Origin of the sequence: Nonomuraea sp. NPDC049158 (assembly GCF_040648335.1) — a bacterium.
Classification (GTDB): Bacteria; Actinomycetota; Actinomycetes; order Streptosporangiales; family Streptosporangiaceae; genus Nonomuraea.
Genome location: NZ_JBEZDM010000022.1, coordinates 117468 through 134868 on the forward strand (window position 1 = coordinate 117468; position 17401 = coordinate 134868).

A 17401-nucleotide genomic window follows, 5' to 3' on the forward strand; every position below is an offset into this window, starting at 1 on the left:
AAATTTTCGGGTAGCTGGGAGCCCTCGCGATCTCATGGAGGGAACCTCGATGGGCTGGAGCTACCGAAAGTCGATCAAGCTCGGGCCGTTCAGGCTCAATCTGTCACGCGGCGGCGTCGGGCACAGCTGGGGCAACCGGTTGTTCCGCGTCACCCGCACGGCGGACGGCCGCCGCACGATATCCGTCAACCTGCCCGGTGGTTTCACCTGGCGCAAGACCAGCCGGCATAACTAGCCGGATATTCCGAAGGGCCGGAGGCGATCGCCTCCGGCCCTTTTTTCGTACCGCTCCCACCTGCGCGTTCTCTAGCTGGCTGAAGCGGCCAGGAAAGACAAGACTGCCTCTTTCTGCATTCTCGCCCTAGATTCCTCGGCACCGCTTACCCCTCAAGGAGGATGTTGTGGCTGAACCATGGGCATTGGGCGCCCAAGACCTGGCGCGGCTGATCGGCACCCGCGAGGTGTCCAGCCGTGAGGTGGTCCAGGCCCATCTGGCGCGGATCGCCGAGGTGAATCCGCAGGTCAACGCCATCACGGTAGTGCTGGAGGAGCAGGCCCTCGACGCGGCGGACGCGGCCGACCGGGCCCTGCGCGACGGCACGGCGCCGGGCCCGCTCTGCGGCGTCCCCATGACGGTCAAGGAGAACGTCGACGTGGCCGGCTCGGCGACGACACTCGGCATCGTCCCCCTGCGCGACGCCGTCGCCTCGCGCGACGCCCAGCACATCGCCCAGTTGCGGGCGGCGGGCGCGATCCCGATCGGCCGGACGAACATGCCGGAGTTCGGCATCCGCTGGCACACCGACAACGACCTGCGCGGCGCGACCCGTAACCCCTGGTCGGCCGGCCACACGCCGGGCGGCTCCAGCGGCGGCGACGCGGCCGCGGTGGCGACCGGCCTGACCCCGCTCGGCATCGGCAACGACGGCGCGGGCTCGCTGCGCTGGCCCGCCCAGTGCTGCGGCGTCGCCGCGCTGAAGCCGTCGCTGGGCCGGATCGCCCAGCGAGGGCAGGCGTCGCCGTTCGCGTTCCAGCTGCTGGGCGTGCACGGTCCTATCGCGCGGCGGGTGGCCGACCTGCGGCTGGCCTTCGACCACATGTGCGGCCACGCGCCCGGCGACCCCTGGTACGCCCCGGTTCCCCTGCGGGGCCCCGCCCTGACGGCGCCGATCGGCGTGGCCGCGGTCACCGGCCTCGACGCGGGCCCCCAGGTCACCGCCGCCGTACGGCAGGCGGCCAAGCTGCTCGCCGACGCCGGGTATCAGGTGACGGAGAGCCTGCCTCCCGCCCTGGACCGGGCCTCGGAGGTCTACACCCAGATCATGTCCTCCTACAGCCGCGTCCACGAGGAGCAGCCACCCGTCGAGACGGTGGCCTCCAAGGGGTTCGTCCAGTTCTGGGCCGCCTACGAGGAGATCTGGACGCGAGCGGGCGGGCGCGCCGCCTTCGACCCGATGATGGAACGCGCCGCCATCCTGCGGGCCTGGGACGACTGGACGGCCTCGACCCCGCTGGTCCTCGCGCCGATCTGTACGATTCCGGCGTTCCCGGTGGGGGCCGACCTCGATCCCGAGTGGCTGGCCGGGTGGCCGGAGGTGCTGCGCATGAGCGTGGTGGTCAACCTGCTCGGGCTGCCGTCGGTCGCCGTCCCCACCGGTCTGGCGGACGGGCTGCCGCAGGTCGTACAGGTCATCGGGCCGCGCTTCCGCGAGGACCTGTGCCTGGACGCGGCCGCCGCCATCGAGGCCGCAACCCCGCCCCTGACCCCGATCGACCCCCGATAACCGGTGGACATGAGTTCGATACTGAACGCATGCGCATCCTCGTAGCCGGCATCAGCGGGGCCGGCAAGTCCACCATGGCACGGGCCCTGAGTTCGCGGCTCGGGGTGCCGTACCACGAGATGGACGCCCTGCACTTCGCCGGCCCCGGCTGGGCCGTGAACGACGCGTTCGCCACGCGGGTCGCCCAGATCGCGGCGTCCCCGGCCTGGATCTTCGACTCCTACGGCTATCCCCAGGTCCGCGACCTGCTCTGGGAGCGTGCCGACACCGTCGTGTGGCTGGACTACTCCAGGCGGGTCATCATGCCGCGGGTCCTGAGGCGATCGCTACGCAGGACCCTGCTCCGCGAGCGGATCTTCGGTGGTAACCGCGAGACCCTGACCGGCTGGTTCCGCCGCGATCACCCCGCGTGGTGGGCGTGGTCACAGCACGGGGTTCGCCGGACGGACATTCAGCGGCGCGCCCACGATCCCCGCTTCGCCCCCATACGAGTGATCCGCTTCGGCGCTCCGGACGAAGCCGCCGACTGGCTGCGGAGTCAGTGACAGGTCTCAGCGGAGCGCTCTGGCCAGGGGCGTGCCGGCCGCCGGGTCCAACGGCTCGGTCAGCATGACCGGCATCTGCGCCATGAACCTGGGCCTCTCGCCCAGGTGCTCCTGCGCGGCGTGCACGGTCAGCGGATGCACCAGGTAGGCGTCGCCCGGCGAGCCGGTCGCCAGCGCCACCGGCCGGTCCTTGCTGGCCGCGTCCACCAGTCCGCCCGCGCTGATGTGGTCGTAGACCTGCTCGTCCAGCGCCCCGAAGCTGTCCCGCTGCGATCCCGCTCTGACCCGGGTCGGCGCGTCCGACTCGCCGACCTCCGAGAACAGCATCAGCACCAGGAGCGTGGTCGAGCGGACGGTCACCCCCCAACTGCCGTCGGGCCGCGACACGTTGGCGTCCAGGTGCCAGCCGCGGTCGTCGGCCGGCGGTCGCCGCGGGAACCGGATCGGGATGTTGCCCACCGCGCCGCGCGGCTGCCAGCCGCCCTTCCCGCACACCGCGTCCAACCCCGCCGCCAGCTCGGGCGACCTGACCAACTCGCCGAACGGCCCATACCCGGTCATGTCCGCGGCCCACACCACCGGCTCGCGCCATCCTTCGGGCTCGTCCGGCGACAGGCCGATCTGCTGCCACAGCAGCGCCTGCGCCGCCTCACCCTGCTCGCGCGAACCGATCGTCAACTTCACGAAGCCGTCCCGCACGAACGACTCCACCAGTGCCTCCATGCCGACCAAACTATTCATGGCCGCAACCGGTTTTCGAGCCCAAATTTTGTAAGGCGGCTTGCACTTTCTCGGTAAGGTGGCTTACGTTTTCCGGATGTACGACACCCCGACCGTCTACGCAGAGCTCGTCGCCCGGCTCGGCCCCCCGCTCGGCGTCGAGGAGGCCCGCGTCCATTGGGGCCGGTTGGTCCGCGCCGCGCAGGACGGCGAGACCACGCTGATCACCCGCGAACGCTGGGAGTGGGCCGCCCTGGTCCCGCTTTCTGGGGTGTCCGGGCCGCTGACCGGCCTGCCCACCCTGCCGCTGTCAACGGTCCGCCGTAAGCTCGGTGACCTCGTACGACAGGCCGCCCAGCCGCACGACAGCGGCCCCATGCTCCTCACCCGCCACCGCGCCCCCGTGGCCGCCCTGATCGGCGCCCACGACCTGGCCGACCGGCGCGAACACCGTCTCGCACCAGAGGACCTGCTGCGCGACGGGCACACCATCCTGTTGACCCAGGTGCCGGGCCCGGCCTACTCCGCTGTCGCCCGCGATTCCGACGGCAACCCGGTCGCCACCGGACTGGGCGAGAGCGTCAACGAGGCCCTGCGCCGCCTGCGCCCGCCCGAGGCCGGAGCCTGATCACTTGCCGTCCTTGTCGGAGTCGGCCGAGAAGACGATCACCCCCAGGTAGCCGTCGTCCTCCTCCGTCATCTTCAGCAGCATGCTGTCCTTGTAGATGGTGTCGCCGTCGTTGAAGGTGTCCCGGCCGGTGTGCGCCGCGTACGGCGAGCGCGTGAAGACCTTGGTGTTGAGCGCCTCGTCGAACATCACCTGGGTGGTCAGCACCCGCGCGTTGCTGAAATGCACCATCGCGTGGACGTGCACCGTCCGCCCCCGGTACCAACCCGGCCAGATGGTGGTGAACTCCACGGTCCCCTCGCTGTTGGTGACCTGGGCGCCGCGCAGGTAGCGCTTGTCGTCCGTCGGGGTCAGGTCGTTCGCGCCGCTCTCACCGGTCGGGGCGCCCGTGGGCGGGCCGCCGTTCGGCGGGGCACCGGTCGGCGGAGTGCCGCCGGGCCGGCCGCCGCCACCGGTCGACTGCGACTCCGCGCCGGAGTAGAGCCCGGCCGCGTCGCAGTGCCAGATCTCCACCACGGCGTTCCCCAGCGGCTTGCAGCTCTCGCTGTCCTGGACTTTGACCGCCAGGCGCAGCCGTGTCCCCTTCCGGTCCTCCCGGATGTCGCTGCGGATCTTGTCCGCGTCGAAGTAGTAGGGGCCCTGCGTGGTGGTGGCGGTCAACGTACAGGTGTTGGCGTCGGCGAACAGGGCGGTGAGATCCTTGGTGGTGGTCGCCGACGGAGACACGCTCGCCCCTGTCGAGGTGGTCACCGCCGGCGCGTCCTGGCCGCAGGCGGCGAGCAGGCTGCCCAGCCCGAGCGAGCTGACCCCGGCGATCAACCGCCGCCGGCTGACCCGCTGGCCCTCATGATCGTGTCCCACGTGGTCGCCTTCCGAAGAGTAAGAACTTCCCTTACGCCAGCAAAGCTAAGAAACACCCCTTGAGACGCCATTTGCGGCGGATGAACTTTTCATGAGTCTCTGCCAGTACAAACCAGGACAAGACCCCCGGACGGGCCTTGGCTTGCTACTGTCCTCTTAGCCGGGTGGGAGCGAAGGAGATGACACATGAATGACACGCCCCGACGGCCAGGGGTGTCGGCCAGCGCTCCCAGCGTCGCCCGCATGAACGACTACTTCCTGGGCGGCAAGGACAACTTCGCCGCCGACCGCGAGGCCGCCGCGCGGGTCCTGGCGCTGATCCCCGACGCCAAGGTGATGGGCGAGTACGTCCAGGAATTCCGCGAACGGGTCGTGCGCTACCTGGTCGAGCAGGGGGTCACGCAGTTCGTCCATGTCAGCTCCGGGCTGCCCACCAAGCGGAACGTCCACGAGGTGGCCCAGTCGCTCGACCCGGACGCCAACGTCGTCTACGTCGCCGACGACCCGGTCGCGCTCAACCACGCGCGGGCGCTGCTCGCCACCAACGCGCGCACGGGAGTGGTCGAAGGGGACATCCTCCACCCCGACGCCATGTTGGACGATCCCACCCTGGGTGAGCTGATCGACTTCGACCGGCCCGTCGGCGTCCTCATCATTGGCGCGCTCCAGTACATCCCCGACGAGGACGGCCCGTTCGAGCACGTGGCCCGGCTGTGCGAGCGGCTGGCGCCCGGGAGCTTCCTCTGTCTCACCCACGCCGTCTTCGACGGCCGCCCCGAGATAGCCGAGCAGATCGCCGACGTCTTCCGGGAGGCGCTCAACCGGCCCAAGGGCGGCCCGCGCAACCGTGACGAGGCGGTGCGCTTCTTCGACGGGCTGGAGCTCGTGGACCCCGGCTTCATCTATGTCCGCCAGTGGCGCTCCAGCACCCCGGTCTCCGACCAGGAGGCCAAGCGGGCCTGGGTCCTGGCCGGAGTCGCCCGCAAGCCGTGATCCTCTATCGCTCCGGGACCGGTCCGCGCGCCGACCGCACCTTGATCTGGCCGAGCGCGGCGTGGCTGGCCCGGATGTCGGAGATCAGCACGTACGCGACCAGCAACAGCCCGAGGCAGAGGGCGTCGGCGCCCCACCAGGGGATCTCGGCGAGCAGCAGATAACCGTCACTGTCACTCAGCGACCTGATCACCACGGTCACCGCAGCCACCACTACAGTCACCATCAGCCAGCTGCGTATACGCGGTAGATTCCCGTTGTTCCACAGCCGGATCCGCCAGCTCATGAACACCGTGAGCACCCCGAGCAGCGCGCAGAACCCGATCAGCCACCACGGCAGCGCGAAGGCGGTCTGCTCGGCGATCTGCGCCTGCGTGGCGCGCAGCTCGGTCTCGGCCTTCCGCTTGGCCAGCATGGCGGCGTCGAGCTGCTTCTGCAGCTGGGCCACGCTCTGGCGCGTCTCCTGACGCGGCGGCGTGGAGACGTCCGTCGGCAGCATCCGCGCCACGACGGTCAGCATGATCGCCACGAAGGACAGCGCCAGGACGATGGACATGAACAGGTCGATGAAGCGCAGGTCGAGCGGCGGCGCGAACGATCTGACGGCCCGCTTCCTCACTGCTCCCTCACCAGCGTGTACTTCTGCGGCCGGCTCTCGGCGGCGCTCAACCGCTCCACCGCCGTGCGCAGCGCGTCCAGACCCTTGACCAGCTCCTCGGTCCTGCCTCTGGACTGCGACAGCTCCTGGGTGAGCCCCGTCATGGCGGGCGCCACCTGCTTGACGGGCAGGCGCGCGATATAGATGAGGAACACCTCATCGGCGGCCACCACACTGGCCCGCTCCGCCCGCTCGATCAGCGCCATCCCACCGAAGGCGAGCACGCTCAGGAACAGCGCGACCAGGGTGACGCCGAACGCGGACGCCAGCTCGGGCAGCACGTGCTGCTTGAGCGCGGTGATCAGCACGCTGGGGTCCCCCTGGTTGTCCAGGGCGTTGGAGAAGGAGCTGACCATCGCGGCCATCGTCAGCGCGGTGCCGATGAACCCGAACACCGGCAGCGCCCAGATGAGCGCGTGGTCGAGGTGGTGCTTGTTGGCCATCTCGCTGTCGTCCAGCGCGGAGCGGGCGCCCAGCACCGCCTCACAGTCGTTCCCGGCCTCGGCCGCCTCCTTGAACAGCTTGAGGCGCCGCCCCACCAGCGTGTCGTCGTTCGGCTTCACCGCCTGCACGTTCGCCACGGCCCGCGCGGTCGCGGCGCTCTCCCGCCGGATATCCGGTACGGCCCTGACCAGCCTGAGAACAGTGGTCAGGAACACCGCGATGATCAGCGTGACCACGACCTCCGCGGCCGCCGGGGCCGTGGTCGCGCCCACGGAGACCAGCAACGTTTCCACCGCCCCGGCCACGAGCAGCAGCGCGGAAACCATCAGGCCCACCACAGGCGCGAACGCCGAGTGACGCCAGCCGTACTTTGACACCCTTCAACCCCACTCCGGCCCACAAACTTGTCAAAGGACTACCTAAGCACACGTAAAGCAACCATTGGGTTACGGAGGGCAGATCGGCTCTTCTCAATCGCCCGACGACTTCGCAAGATCAGTCCATGGCGCCCATGAGTTCGGCCGCATCGCCGAATCCCGCGTCCCCGCACTCTCAAGCGTCACAGCAGCCCTGTGCGCGGGTAAATTTTTCGCGCTGAATGCCGGGCGGAGGCTACGTTCCGCCTACACTCCTCAGATGCGCTACGTCCCTTTTGTCCTAGTTTTTGCTGCCACGATTGCTTATTCAGCCACGCCCGCGGCAGCCATCACCAACGGCTCGGACGACGGTGACGCCCATCCGGAAGTAGGGGCACTCGTCGCCGAGAAGCCGCACTCCGACGGTACCTGGGCGTACTGCACCGGCACCCTCGTCTCGCCGACGGTCTTCCTCACCGCCGCGCACTGCGGGGAGCGGAATCAGAAGACGGCCCAGGTCTCCTTCTCCCATCACTACACGCGCGGCGACCAGCTCTACGCCGGCCGGTACATCCCCGACCCGCGATTCTCGACGGACTCGGATCTGCACGACATGGCAGTCGTCGTCTTCGACAAGCCCGTCACGGGCATCCGCCCGGCCCAGTTGCCGGAGGCGGGCATGCTCGACCGCCTCAAGGCCGACGGCAAGCTGAAGTCCGCACACTTCACCCCCGTCGGGTACGGCGCCCTGTCCCCGGCCAAGGGTGAGCACGGCTCCCAGGCCAAGGAAGGGCACGGCGAGCAGTGGCACTACACCGACACTCGCCGCCAGGCGTCCATCTCCTTCGAGAACCTGTCCGGCAAATGGCTGGACCTGTCCCTGGCCTCCAATGAGGACGGCAGCACCTGCTTCGGCGACTCAGGCGGCCCGAACTTCCTGGGCGGCCCCGACTCGCATCTCCTCGTGGCCACGTCGATCAGCGGCGCCGACGACGCCTGCAAGGGAACCAACTACGACTACCGCCTGGACAAGCCGTCAGCCCGGCAGTTCCTCGGCAAGTACGTCGCTCTTCCCGAAGCCGCCGACTCCCCCGCCGACCTCCGGTAAGGCCTTCCCAGCAAGAGTCCCGCAACATGTGGCGCAAAAATGCTACAAAGCTCACTTCCGGTCTTGAGGCTAGCCCGTCGCGCCATCCGGTCGCGTCACGGCGACCACGTTCACGAGCCGTTCCAGCCCGTCAAAGTCCTTGGGGTTCGCGGTGAACAAGGGCAGTTCGTTACTGGCGGCCGTCGCGGCGATCATCAAGTCGGCGGTCCGGCTTCGTGGCTGTCGACCCTGCGTGTACACGACAGCACAGATCTGCCCGAACACGCGGGCCGCCTCGGCGTCGTACGGCAGCGGATCACCGAATGCCGCTTCAGCATGCTGGAGCACCGCGACCCTCCCCGCACGCTTGACTGGATCATCGGTGGCGTAGGGACCGCGCGACAGCTCGCCGAGGCTAACAGCGGTGATCGCCGACTCCGCGGGCAGTTCGGCGGGATCAAAGAGCTTGAAGGCGGCCACGATGTCGGTGTCGAGAACGCCTCGCTCATGCCGGATCACAGGCCGGTCCCGTCGAATGGGTCGCGTAGCTCGTCATCGATCATCGTGTCCAGATCAGCCCGCACCTCACTCCAGTCAACAGCCGGGGCGGTGGCAAAGACGGCCTGAGCCTCAGCTGTGGGAACGAACCGGCGACGCTTGATCGGCTTTACTTCGGCGAGCGGCTCGCCGTTGATCGTCAAAATGTAGCGCTTTCCCTCGCGCAGGCCACGCGTGACGCTACCGGAGTCGTTGACGAACTGGCGCACGCTCACCTCGGTCGGACGAGGCTTCGGAGCGTTCATGGCTCAATAATACCCGGCCGTGCCACGATGTACCACAGCGTCATGATCTCTCCGGCCCAGCGATCGATGCCTGGGGCATGAAAGCTTCAACGAGGAACACACAGGCGAAGCGCAAATAAGAACGACCGAGCGAAGCGAGGCCGTACAGGGGTCGGGACCAGGCCCGACTGGAAGAACCGCCTGAAGCCCCCAAGCGCGAAGCGCCAGAAGAGGCGAAGCCGATTGTGGGGAAAAGAAAACAGCCCGGAGCGAAGCGAAGGCCGATTGGCCCGACGCTGGGGGTCCGGGGGTTATCCCCCGGGGTAAACAACGAGGAGGCCGCAGGGAAGCGAAGCCCCCGAAGGGGGCGAGCAACCAAACCAACCCCGCCGACGAGTGGAGCTATGGGGATTCGAACCCCAGACCCCCTCCATGCCATGGAGGTGCGCTACCAGCTGCGCTATAGCCCCTTGATGCGTTGCTAGTGTATCGGAATCCGGGCGCGTCTGTGTCACACACGATCCCCCGTGATACGTCTTAAGTCTCATGTCGACCTTCGAAGACCACCGCAGCCTGCTGACCGGCGTCGCGTACCGGATCCTGGGCAGCGTGGCCGATGCCGAGGACGTGGTGCAGGAGGCGTGGCTGCGCTGGTCCGGCGTGGATGAGACGACCGTCGCCGATCCCAAGGCGTATATGGTCAGGATCACGTCGCGGCTGGCCATCGACCGGCTGCGGTGGGCGAAGTCGCGGCGCGAGTCGTACGTCGGCCCGTGGCTGCCCGAGCCCGTCAGCACCACGCCTGATATGGCGGAGCACGCGGAGCTGGCCGATTCCGTCGAGTTCGCGCTGCTCGTGGTGCTCGAAACGCTCTCACCGCTGGAGCGGGCGGTGTTCGTGCTGCGGGAGGCGTTCGATCTGCCGTTCTCCGAGATCGCCGAGGTGATCGGCCGGGCCGAGCCCGCCACGCGGCAGCTGGCCAGGCGGGCCCGCGATCACGTACAGGAGAAGCGGCCCCGTTTCGACGTGGACCGCGGCGAGCGGCGGCGCATCACCGAACGCTTCATCCGCGCCTCCACCAGCGGTGACCTGGACGGGCTGATCGAGCTGCTGTCCACCGACGTGACGTTGGTGAGCGACGGCGGCGGCAAGGCCCGCTCCCCGCTGCGCGCCCTGACCGGCGCCGCGAACGTGACGCGCTTCCTGACGTCCATCGCCACCCCCGACGGCGTCGCCAAATTCATGGCCTCGATCGGCGCGAGCGACTCCGTCACCCTGTCGTACGACCTGGCGAACGTGAACGGCGCACCCGCCGTGGTCGTCTCGGCCGCGGACCGGGTCATCACCGTCATCTCCCTGCTCGTCACGGACGGCAAGATCGACACCATCTACCTCATCGCGAACCCAGACAAGATCACCCACCTCGAAACCCCGTCCTGACGCACCGCCACGCCCTCCAGGCCACCGGCACCCCCGCGCCCTCCACCAGCACTACGCCATCCGGACCAGCGCCGCCGCTCCCCAACCACCACTGTGCAAAGTCCGGGCCACCGAAAGCCCCCTCAACCACCACTACGCCGTCCGAGCCACCGGTATCCCCGCCTCCTCCACCAGCGCCCGCAAGTCCACCCCGCCGTCCCGCAGAATCCGCCCCACCCCGTTCGAGCAATCGGCGAGCAACCCCCAAAGCAGCCGCTCCCCCGTCACCGCCCCCGGCCGCCACATCGCCACCTCCACCGCCTTGCGCACGTGCATGGCCAGCGGCACCGCCCCCAACGGCCCGTACAGGGTCACCCGCAGCGGCTTGATGCGCGACCGCGTCAGCCGCCACCGCGCGGGGTCGGAGGTCCCCTCCCTGGTACGGCGGTGCACGGCGTCGAGGTCGATCCCCAGAGTGGCCAGCAGCTCACGGGCGTCACCGAGATCCACCTGCCCCCGTACGTCCTCAGCCGTCACGGTGAACCGCTCCAGCGAGAAGGGCCGGACCTCGGCCAGGGCGAGCAGCAGGAGCTCAGGGGTGAGCGCCGGACGTCCCGCGTCGAGGGCCAGCGTGCCGGCCCTGATCAGCGTGCGGCGGGCGGGGTCGGTGAATCTGGCGAGCATGTGGCTACCTTCCGACTCGGCGAGCGTGCTTGCGGTGCGCGGACTGCCGCCTGACCCCGAGGGCGTCGGCGATCTGCTCCCAGGACCACCCCTGGTCCCGGGCGTTGGACACGTGCGTGGCCTCGAGCTCCTCCAGCAGCGCCCTCAGGGCGGCCACGGCCGCCAGACCCACGCCGGGATCGCGATCGGTGGCCGCCTCGGCCAGCTCGTTGACCTTCATGGTGTCAGCATGTGCTGACAAGCACCCGCTTGTCAACACATGCTGACACGCCTGTCGGCCGAGTCGGTGCTTTGGTAATTTCGCCCCATCATGTGCTACGACGACGATGCGAAACCACCCGCCCCCACCGCCCCCATCACCGGCACGAGCGCCGCCGGCATAAGGCTGACCTCGGCCGACGGCACCGCGTTCGCCGCCTACGAGGCCCGTCCCGACGACGTCCGCGGGCCGGGCGTGGTCATCCTGCCCGACCTGCGCGGGCTGCACGACTTCTACAAGCAGCTGGCCGTACGGCTGGCGGAGCAGGGCCACCCGGCCATCGCCATCGACTACTACGGCAGGACCGCCACCGACGATGAGCGGGGCGAGGACTTCCCCTTCATGGAGCACGTCTCCAAGCTCGGCAGGGAGAGCATCCAGGACGACATCATGGCCGCGGCCGACCGGCTGGGCAGGCCGGCGGTGGCGCTCGGGTTCTGCGCGGGCGGGCGCAACGCGTTCCTGGCATCGGCGCCGCGCTTCGGGCTGGCGGGCGTGATCGGCTTCTACGGCGCGCCGGGCATCGTGGGCCCGTACGGTCCCGGGCCGACGCAGCACGCGGCCGAGCTGGGCGCGCCGATCCTGGGCCTGTTCGGGGGCGCCGACGAAAAGATCACCGGTGAGCAGGTGAGCGAGTTCGGCGCGGCGCTGACGGAGGCGGGGGTGGCGCACGAGCTGATCACGTACCCGGGCGCCCCGCACGGCTTCTTCGACGCCACCGCCGCCGGGCACGAGGAGGCCTGCGCCGACGCCTGGCAGCGGGTGCTCGCCTTCCTCAGCGACAAGTAGTACGCATGGTCAGCGCGGCATCCTGAAGATCCAGCTCGACCGTGACGACCCCGAGCTCCGCCGTACCCCGGACATGCGTGCCCCCGCACGGGATCGAGGTCTCCCCTTCCGGCAGCGCGCAGTGCCACGTACGGCGGGCCGTCAGCCCGGGCCCCGGCACGTCGAGCCAGACCGCCGCCTCAGCCGCGACCCACGCCTTGAGCCGGTCGTTCACGTCGGAGGTGACCTGCGAGAGATCCAGCCCTTCGGCGGAGAACCCCTTCTTCCGCAGGGACTTGCCGAGCCGGTAGACGTCCTCGCTGCCGAAGGGGGAGATCCGCGACGAGGTGATCGCGCTCTGGTCGAAGTCCGGGTGGCCGAGCCCGTCGGGCGCCGCGGGCTTGCGCCAGTGCCCGGCCAGGGCGGCGTTCAGGGCGAGTGCGGCCAGGTGGCAGGCGGTGTGCCCGGCCGACAGGGCCGCCCGATGGCCGGGGTCCACCTCCAGCGCGACCTCGGTCCCCACGGGCAGCGGGGTCTCGGTCACGTGGACGACCAGCCAGGCCCAGCCCTCGGTGCCCCGGCGTACCGGGATGTCGGGGCCGAGGAAGATCTCGCCGGTGCCCGACTGGGCCCCCGTGACGCAGTCGGCCACCGGCAGCCCGCCGATCGTGCCCCGGTCGGCGGGCTGGTCCGGCCAGGTGTGATCGAGCGGGTGGAACGGTGTTTCGGCGACGACGAGACCGTGCCGGCCCCCCGCCGGCACGGCCCCGACGATTTCCGAGCGGCCACTGACATGACCGTCGGGGAAGGTGACAACTGTCGAGTTCATCCGCCCATTCTGGCAGGGACGGCCTTGTTCACCGGCAGGGACTCGTCCTCGAGATACCGGTCGCGTCCGGCGTACAGGCCGGTGAGCAGCTGCACGACCAGCACCGCGAACATCAGCGCGTACGGCAGCGTCCACCCACCGGTCATCTGGTGCAGCACTCCCACGAGCAGCGGCCCCGCACCCGCGATCAGGTAGCCGGCGCTCTGCCCGAACGCCGACAGCGCGGCGGTGGTCTCCGGCGTACGTGTACGCAGAGCGAGCATCATCAGCGCCAGCGGGAACGACCCCATGCCGATCGCCACGAACGTCACCCAGACCGCCGCCGTCGAGATCGGCGCGAGCCACAGCCCGGCGAACCCGATGGCGTAGCAGGCGACGAGCCCGACGACCACGGGCCGCTGGTCGCGGAAGCGGGAGGCGAGGACGGGCACCAGGATCGAGACCGGGATGCTCAACGCGGTGAACACGCCGAGCAGCAGCCCGGCCTGGCCGGTGGTGTAGCCGCCGTCGGTGAGAATGGTGGCGAGCCAGCCGAACATGATGTAAGCGATCATGGACTGGGTGCCGAAGTAGATCGCGACCATCCAGGCCAGCTTGCTCCTGACGAGCCGGCGGATGCCCGCGTCCTCCTGGCCGATGCGCCGCTCCGGCTCACTGCGCAGGAGCGCAAGCCACGGAATGACGGCGACGGCGGCCAGGGCCGCCCACACGCCGAGCGCGATGTGCCAGTCACCTGACGCGCGCTCGATCGGTACGGTGGCCGCGGCGGCGAGCATGGTGCCGACGGCCAGTGCCACGGTGTAGACGGTGGTCATGATCCCGGTACGGCCCGGGAAGTGACGCTTGATCAGCGTCGGGATGAGCACGTTGCCGACGGCCCCGCCCGACAGCGCGACCGCGCTGCTCAGCAGGAACACCGGCGCGGAGCCGACCAGCGAGCGCACGAGCAGGCCCACGCCGAGCGTGACGAGCGCGAGCAGCAGCAGCCGGTGCTCGCCGACGCGCCTGGCCAGCGTGGGCGTGATCGCGCCGACCGTCGCGAAGGCCAGCACGGGTAGCGTGGTGAGCAGGCCGGTGCCGACGCTCGACATGCCGAGCGCGCCGGCGAGCTGGTCGAGCAGTGGGCCCACGCTGGTGACGGCGGTACGCAGGTTGAGCGCCGCGAGGACGATTCCCAGCACGAGGAGCCAGACAAGGGATCTGCCTTTGGACTCTTGGTCGGTCTCTTGGGCGAGCACGCTCATGCGGGGACGGTCCTCCACTCATCAAGTCATGGGATGAATCGCCATGTTAACAGGCCCGAAACCCGCATTTATTCCTAAACATGGCGAACCCCCCGAGAACACCCGGGGGGTTCGCGGTGAAGCCATCACAGGATGGGGCGCGGCTCCTGCGGCGGCTCGTCACGCGGGGGCACCGGGCCCGGCGGAGGGGTGGGCACGGGTCCGGGCGGCGGGAGCGTCGCGCCGCCGGGGAACTCGCCGCCACCGCCGATGGTGCCGGGCGGCATCGGCCGGTCACCACCGCCGGGCGGGGTCGGCCGGTCGCCGGTCACGGGCGGAACCGCGTGGTCACCGGTTTCGTAGCCGGAGCCGCTCTGGTGCGGCCCGGGCACGTCGCCGCGCCAGCCGCCGGTCTCGCCGCCGCGCGACTCGATGAACGACTTGAAGCGTTCCATGTCGTTCCTGATGCGCAGGCGGACGATCTGCAGCCAGTCGCCGACCGTCTCGACGAAGCCCTCAGGGTCGTACTCCATCTGGAGCGTGACCTTGGTCGTGTTCGGGTCGAGGTGGTGGAAGGTCACCACGCCCGCCTGGTGCGGCCGGTCGACCGACCGCCAGGCGATCCGCTCGTCCGGGTGCTGCTCGGTGATCTCGGCCTCGAACTCGCGCTTGACTCCCGCGATCTCGGTGACCCAGGCCGTACGTGTGTCGCTGAGCTGCTTGACTGATTCGACACCCTCCATGAACTCGGGGAAGCTCTCGAACTGCGTCCATTGGTTGTATGCCACCCTGACGGGGACCTGGACATCTACGGAGTGCTCGATCGTGCTCATGGATGGCCCCCTGCCCGAGCCCCCGGCCCGTTAACGCCTGCGCAGCAGCCAGTAGAGGCCGACGAACGGCAGGACCAGCGGGATGAACAGGTAACCCTTCCCGTAGACCGACCAGACGGTGGCCTCCGGAAAAGCGGCCGGATCGAGGACGCTGGCCGTGCCGATGAGCAGCACGCCCGCCAGCTCGACGCCCAGCGCCGCCAGCGCGAGGGTGCGCGCGCCACGGGCCAGCGCGACGGTGAGCAGGATGTAGACCAGCGCGGCGAGCGCCGACAGCGTGTAGGCCAGCGGCGCCTCGCCGAACTTGGTGAGGATCTGCACCGTGGCCCGCGCGCCCGCGGCGAGCGCGAAGAGCCCGTAGACGGCGATGAGCGCCCGGCCCGGCCCGCTGCCGATCGCCGGCCCGCTCACGGGAGGCCCTGCCAGAGCTGCAGCAGCCGGCCCGTCATCACCGCGATCGCGAACCCGGCCACGGCCAGGATCGCCGGCCCCCAGCGGCTCCGCTCGGCCAGCGCGAGGAAGACCCCCGCCGGCGGGATGACCGCCTGCCCGGCGAGGTAGCCGTAGAGCGTGCCCTTCTCGGCGGGGCCCTGGCCGCCGACCACCGCGGCGATCACGATGCCCGCCTGGACCAGCACCGCCACCTCCAGCACGGCGAACCCGACCAGCAGGATCATGCCCATGGACCGGTTGCGGATCGCGGCGATCAGGCTCGCCAGGGCGAGCAGCAGCGAGCCGGCGATCACGATCGTGGCGACGGTGGTGTTCATCGGGAAAAGGCTATCGCCCGGGTAGGTCGCCCTCGATTCCGTCCAGCGGCCAGTTGAGACGTGGCGCCGCTGGCCGTACTCCCGCAGGTCTTCACCAGGGCAGGCGGTCACCGAGCCGTTCGGCTGCGCGATCGCGCTGGCCCGCCGTCTCGCTGGTGCCGATCGCGCTCCTAAAATCGTCTGTATGGAGAGAGTCCTCGTCAGCGCCTGCCTGATGGGCCGGCGGGTGCGCTATGACGGCGGCGCCAAGACCAGCGCCGACGCCCGGCTCGCCGCCTGGCGCGAGGAGGGCCGTCTGGTGCCGTTCTGCCCCGAGGTGGAAGGCGGGCTGCCGACCCCGCGCCCGGCCGCCGAGATCGAGGGCGGCGTGAGCGGTGCGGCCGTGCTGTCGGGGGCCGCCCGTGTGCTCACCGCCGACGGGGCCGACGTCACGGCCGAGTTCCTGGCGGGCGCCCAGTCGGCGCTGGCCGTCGCCCGCTCGTTCGGCATCCGGGTGGCGGTGCTGAAGGAGGGCAGTCCCTCGTGCGGCGCGCTGACCATCTACGACGGCACGTTCCGGGGCCGCCGCACGCCCGGCCAGGGCGTCACCACGGCGCTGCTGGAGCTCAACGGGATCCGCGTCTTCACCGAGGACCACGTCGCCGAGGCCGACGCCTACCTGCGCACCCTCGACGCGTAGCCGACGCCTACCTGCGCACCCTCGACACATAGCCGGCGCCGGCCAGGCCCGCGATCAGCAGCGCCGCCATCGTGCGGTGATACCAGGTGTTCAGCGCGGTCGTCTCGGCGGCGCCGAACGCCATCGCGAGTATCCCCATCAGCACCCCGGCCAGCGCGCCCGCGTGCGTGTGGAACAAGCCGTCCCACGCCCACGGCCGGCGCTTCAGCGCGCCGTGGGCGCCCACGAGCATGGCCAGGCCGCAGAGCGTCTCCACGATCGTCGCCGGCACGATCACGGGCTCGCGCAGCGGGCCGAGCGGGAGCCCGGTGTGCAGCAGCGCCGCGCAGAAGAAGATCAGCGCGTAGGCCGCCGAGAGGGCTCCCAGCGCTTTCCGCAGTGCGTCCATGCGGTCACGTTCGCACCTGGGGCGGCGCTGGGAATCGGCTGTACGGCTATGGCTCGGCTACTCCGTCCGTAGTAGTGAGCGCCATCAGTACTCCCAGGTGTCGGTGCGCTGCTCGCCGCTGATGCACCACACCCCCGAGCCGTGCTCGCCCTTGACCAGGTCCACCCTGATCCAGCCGGTGTTCCTGGCGACCTTGGTGGAGTAGCCGCTCCTGGGAGTGGCCGACACCAGGCGGCAGCCGTCGGGGCCCAGGGTGAACGCCACCTCGCCGCCCTTCACCGACACCACCCGCAGGTTCTTCGGGGTGCTGGTGGGCGCGGGCGCCTGCGTCTTCCGCGCCGCGGGCTTGGTGGGAGCCGCCGTGCTGGTGGGAGCGGGCGTCCTGGCGGGGGTGGCCGTCTTCGTGGGGGTGGCCGTCCTAGTGGGAGTGGCCGTCTTCGTGGGAGTGGCCGTCTTCGTGGGAGTGGACGTCCTGATGGGAGCGGGCGTCTTGGCGGGAGCGGGCGCCTGGCTGGGCGCATGGTCGCCGTCCGCGACCGCCTGCGCCAGGAACGGCTCAACCTGGACATCGTCCACGAACTCGGTACGCAAGACACCGCGCACGCCGAACCACGACACTGAGACCGCGATCACGGTGGCTCCACACCAGACCACGATGTATCCAAGGGCTCGACGCATGGGACGAATTATG

Annotated in this window: 24 protein-coding genes and 1 tRNA gene; 9 read left to right on the forward strand and 16 right to left on the reverse strand. The window is 69.9% G+C overall.

The annotated features are described in order from the left end of the window. Window positions 1-34 precede the first annotated feature (34 nt). The 3 genes from AB0B61_RS36995 to AB0B61_RS37005 all read left to right on the forward strand — a co-directional run bounded on the left by AB0B61_RS36995 (window position 35) and on the right by AB0B61_RS37005 (window position 2329). Complete coding sequence (locus tag AB0B61_RS36995) at window positions 35-235, forward strand: DUF4236 domain-containing protein (protein WP_225288790.1); 201 nt, start codon at window positions 35-37, stop codon at window positions 233-235. A 166-nt stretch (window positions 236-401) separates the two neighbouring features. Then, on the forward strand, window positions 402-1784 hold the full coding sequence (locus tag AB0B61_RS37000) for an amidase (RefSeq protein WP_358442226.1): 1383 nt from the start codon (window positions 402-404) through the stop codon (window positions 1782-1784). Between the two features lie 29 nt (window positions 1785-1813). Continuing rightward, window positions 1814-2329, forward strand: a complete 516-nt coding sequence (locus tag AB0B61_RS37005; RefSeq protein ID WP_358442229.1) for a hypothetical protein — start codon at window positions 1814-1816, stop codon at window positions 2327-2329. Between the two features lie 6 nt (window positions 2330-2335). Here the strand turns inward: AB0B61_RS37005 and AB0B61_RS37010 are convergent, their stop codons facing one another. Further along, window positions 2336-3052 (reverse strand): phytanoyl-CoA dioxygenase family protein, encoded by a 717-nt coding sequence (locus tag AB0B61_RS37010; protein WP_358442232.1) that lies wholly within the window; start codon window positions 3050-3052, stop codon window positions 2336-2338. A gap of 94 nt (window positions 3053-3146) precedes the next feature. Here AB0B61_RS37010 and AB0B61_RS37015 point away from each other — a divergent pair, with 94 nt between their 5' ends. Continuing rightward, window positions 3147-3677, forward strand: coding sequence for a type II toxin-antitoxin system Phd/YefM family antitoxin (locus AB0B61_RS37015; RefSeq protein WP_358442235.1), 531 nt, complete (start codon window positions 3147-3149; stop codon window positions 3675-3677). Here the strand turns inward: AB0B61_RS37015 and AB0B61_RS37020 are convergent, their stop codons facing one another. Then, a complete protein-coding gene (locus AB0B61_RS37020) occupies window positions 3678-4538 on the reverse strand; it encodes an intradiol ring-cleavage dioxygenase (RefSeq protein ID WP_358442238.1) in 861 nt (286 codons plus the stop codon). A gap of 186 nt (window positions 4539-4724) precedes the next feature. On the opposite strand from AB0B61_RS37020, the gene AB0B61_RS37025 reads away from it, so the two are divergent. Continuing rightward, window positions 4725-5531 carry an SAM-dependent methyltransferase gene (locus AB0B61_RS37025; protein ID WP_358442241.1) on the forward strand — a complete coding sequence of 269 codons (807 nt, stop codon included), beginning with the start codon at window positions 4725-4727 and terminating at the stop codon, window positions 5529-5531. A gap of 4 nt (window positions 5532-5535) precedes the next feature. Here AB0B61_RS37025 and AB0B61_RS37030 read toward each other — a convergent pair whose 3' ends face one another. Together AB0B61_RS37030 and AB0B61_RS37035 are read right to left on the reverse strand one after the other, a co-directional pair. Further along, entirely contained in the window at window positions 5536-6150 is a 615-nt protein-coding gene (locus AB0B61_RS37030; protein WP_358442244.1) for a hypothetical protein, read from the reverse strand. Then, window positions 6147-6959: a hypothetical protein gene (locus AB0B61_RS37035; RefSeq protein ID WP_358442247.1), complete on the reverse strand. Its 813-nt coding sequence runs from the start codon at window positions 6957-6959 to the stop codon at window positions 6147-6149. The genes AB0B61_RS37030 and AB0B61_RS37035 overlap by 4 nt, the downstream gene beginning before the upstream one ends. A 310-nt stretch (window positions 6960-7269) precedes the next feature. Here AB0B61_RS37035 and AB0B61_RS37040 point away from each other — a divergent pair, with 310 nt between their 5' ends. Beyond that, window positions 7270-8097, forward strand: coding sequence for a trypsin-like serine protease (locus tag AB0B61_RS37040; protein ID WP_358442249.1), 828 nt, complete (start codon window positions 7270-7272; stop codon window positions 8095-8097). Between the two features lie 69 nt (window positions 8098-8166). On the opposite strand, the gene AB0B61_RS37045 is transcribed toward AB0B61_RS37040, so the two are convergent. The 3 genes from AB0B61_RS37045 to AB0B61_RS37055 all read right to left on the reverse strand — a co-directional run bounded on the left by AB0B61_RS37045 (window position 8167) and on the right by AB0B61_RS37055 (window position 9328). Further along, window positions 8167-8595, reverse strand: coding sequence for a type II toxin-antitoxin system VapC family toxin (locus tag AB0B61_RS37045; protein WP_358442251.1), 429 nt, complete (start codon window positions 8593-8595; stop codon window positions 8167-8169). Beyond that, window positions 8592-8879: a hypothetical protein gene (locus AB0B61_RS37050; RefSeq protein WP_358442254.1), complete on the reverse strand. Its 288-nt coding sequence runs from the start codon at window positions 8877-8879 to the stop codon at window positions 8592-8594. Before AB0B61_RS37050 ends, AB0B61_RS37045 begins: the two co-directional genes overlap by 4 nt. A 376-nt stretch (window positions 8880-9255) precedes the next feature. Further along, window positions 9256-9328: transfer RNA gene (locus AB0B61_RS37055), tRNA-Ala, on the reverse strand. 76 nt (window positions 9329-9404) lie between these two features. Between AB0B61_RS37055 and sigJ the strand changes: the two genes are divergently transcribed. After that, window positions 9405-10298 (forward strand): RNA polymerase sigma factor SigJ, encoded by an 894-nt coding sequence (gene sigJ, locus AB0B61_RS37060; protein ID WP_358442257.1) that lies wholly within the window; start codon window positions 9405-9407, stop codon window positions 10296-10298. 132 nt (window positions 10299-10430) lie between these two features. Here sigJ and AB0B61_RS37065 read toward each other — a convergent pair whose 3' ends face one another. Both AB0B61_RS37065 and AB0B61_RS37070 read right to left on the reverse strand, forming a co-directional pair. After that, complete coding sequence (locus AB0B61_RS37065; protein WP_358442260.1) at window positions 10431-10961, reverse strand: Clp protease N-terminal domain-containing protein; 531 nt, start codon at window positions 10959-10961, stop codon at window positions 10431-10433. A 4-nt stretch (window positions 10962-10965) separates the two neighbouring features. Beyond that, entirely contained in the window at window positions 10966-11181 is a 216-nt protein-coding gene (locus AB0B61_RS37070; protein ID WP_357648152.1) for a helix-turn-helix domain-containing protein, read from the reverse strand. Window positions 11182-11271: 90 nt separating this feature from the next. On the opposite strand from AB0B61_RS37070, the gene AB0B61_RS37075 reads away from it, so the two are divergent. Further along, window positions 11272-12009 (forward strand): dienelactone hydrolase family protein, encoded by a 738-nt coding sequence (locus AB0B61_RS37075; protein WP_358442263.1) that lies wholly within the window; start codon window positions 11272-11274, stop codon window positions 12007-12009. Here AB0B61_RS37075 and AB0B61_RS37080 read toward each other — a convergent pair. The 5 genes from AB0B61_RS37080 to AB0B61_RS37100 all read right to left on the reverse strand — a co-directional run bounded on the left by AB0B61_RS37080 (window position 11996) and on the right by AB0B61_RS37100 (window position 15643). After that, entirely contained in the window at window positions 11996-12817 is an 822-nt protein-coding gene (locus AB0B61_RS37080; RefSeq protein WP_358442265.1) for a metal-dependent hydrolase, read from the reverse strand. The two genes, AB0B61_RS37075 and AB0B61_RS37080, sit on opposite strands and share 14 nt — an antisense overlap. Beyond that, on the reverse strand, window positions 12814-14061 hold the full coding sequence (locus AB0B61_RS37085) for an MFS transporter (protein WP_358442268.1): 1248 nt from the start codon (window positions 14059-14061) through the stop codon (window positions 12814-12816). The genes AB0B61_RS37080 and AB0B61_RS37085 overlap by 4 nt, the downstream gene beginning before the upstream one ends. 125 nt (window positions 14062-14186) lie before the next feature. After that, window positions 14187-14873, reverse strand: a complete 687-nt coding sequence (locus AB0B61_RS37090) for an SRPBCC family protein (protein WP_358442270.1) — start codon at window positions 14871-14873, stop codon at window positions 14187-14189. 30 nt (window positions 14874-14903) lie between these two features. After that, window positions 14904-15284, reverse strand: coding sequence for a hypothetical protein (locus AB0B61_RS37095; RefSeq protein WP_358442273.1), 381 nt, complete (start codon window positions 15282-15284; stop codon window positions 14904-14906). Next, window positions 15281-15643 (reverse strand): hypothetical protein, encoded by a 363-nt coding sequence (locus tag AB0B61_RS37100; RefSeq protein WP_358442275.1) that lies wholly within the window; start codon window positions 15641-15643, stop codon window positions 15281-15283. Before AB0B61_RS37100 ends, AB0B61_RS37095 begins: the two co-directional genes overlap by 4 nt. A 184-nt stretch (window positions 15644-15827) precedes the next feature. Here AB0B61_RS37100 and AB0B61_RS37105 point away from each other — a divergent pair, with 184 nt between their 5' ends. Beyond that, window positions 15828-16322, forward strand: a complete 495-nt coding sequence (locus tag AB0B61_RS37105; protein ID WP_358442278.1) for a DUF523 domain-containing protein — start codon at window positions 15828-15830, stop codon at window positions 16320-16322. A gap of 7 nt (window positions 16323-16329) precedes the next feature. On the opposite strand, the gene AB0B61_RS37110 is transcribed toward AB0B61_RS37105, so the two are convergent. Beyond that, window positions 16330-16710 (reverse strand): hypothetical protein, encoded by a 381-nt coding sequence (locus AB0B61_RS37110; RefSeq protein WP_358442281.1) that lies wholly within the window; start codon window positions 16708-16710, stop codon window positions 16330-16332. A gap of 84 nt (window positions 16711-16794) precedes the next feature. Further along, complete coding sequence (locus AB0B61_RS37115; RefSeq protein ID WP_358442284.1) at window positions 16795-17388, reverse strand: hypothetical protein; 594 nt, start codon at window positions 17386-17388, stop codon at window positions 16795-16797. Window positions 17389-17401: the final 13 nt, after the last annotated feature.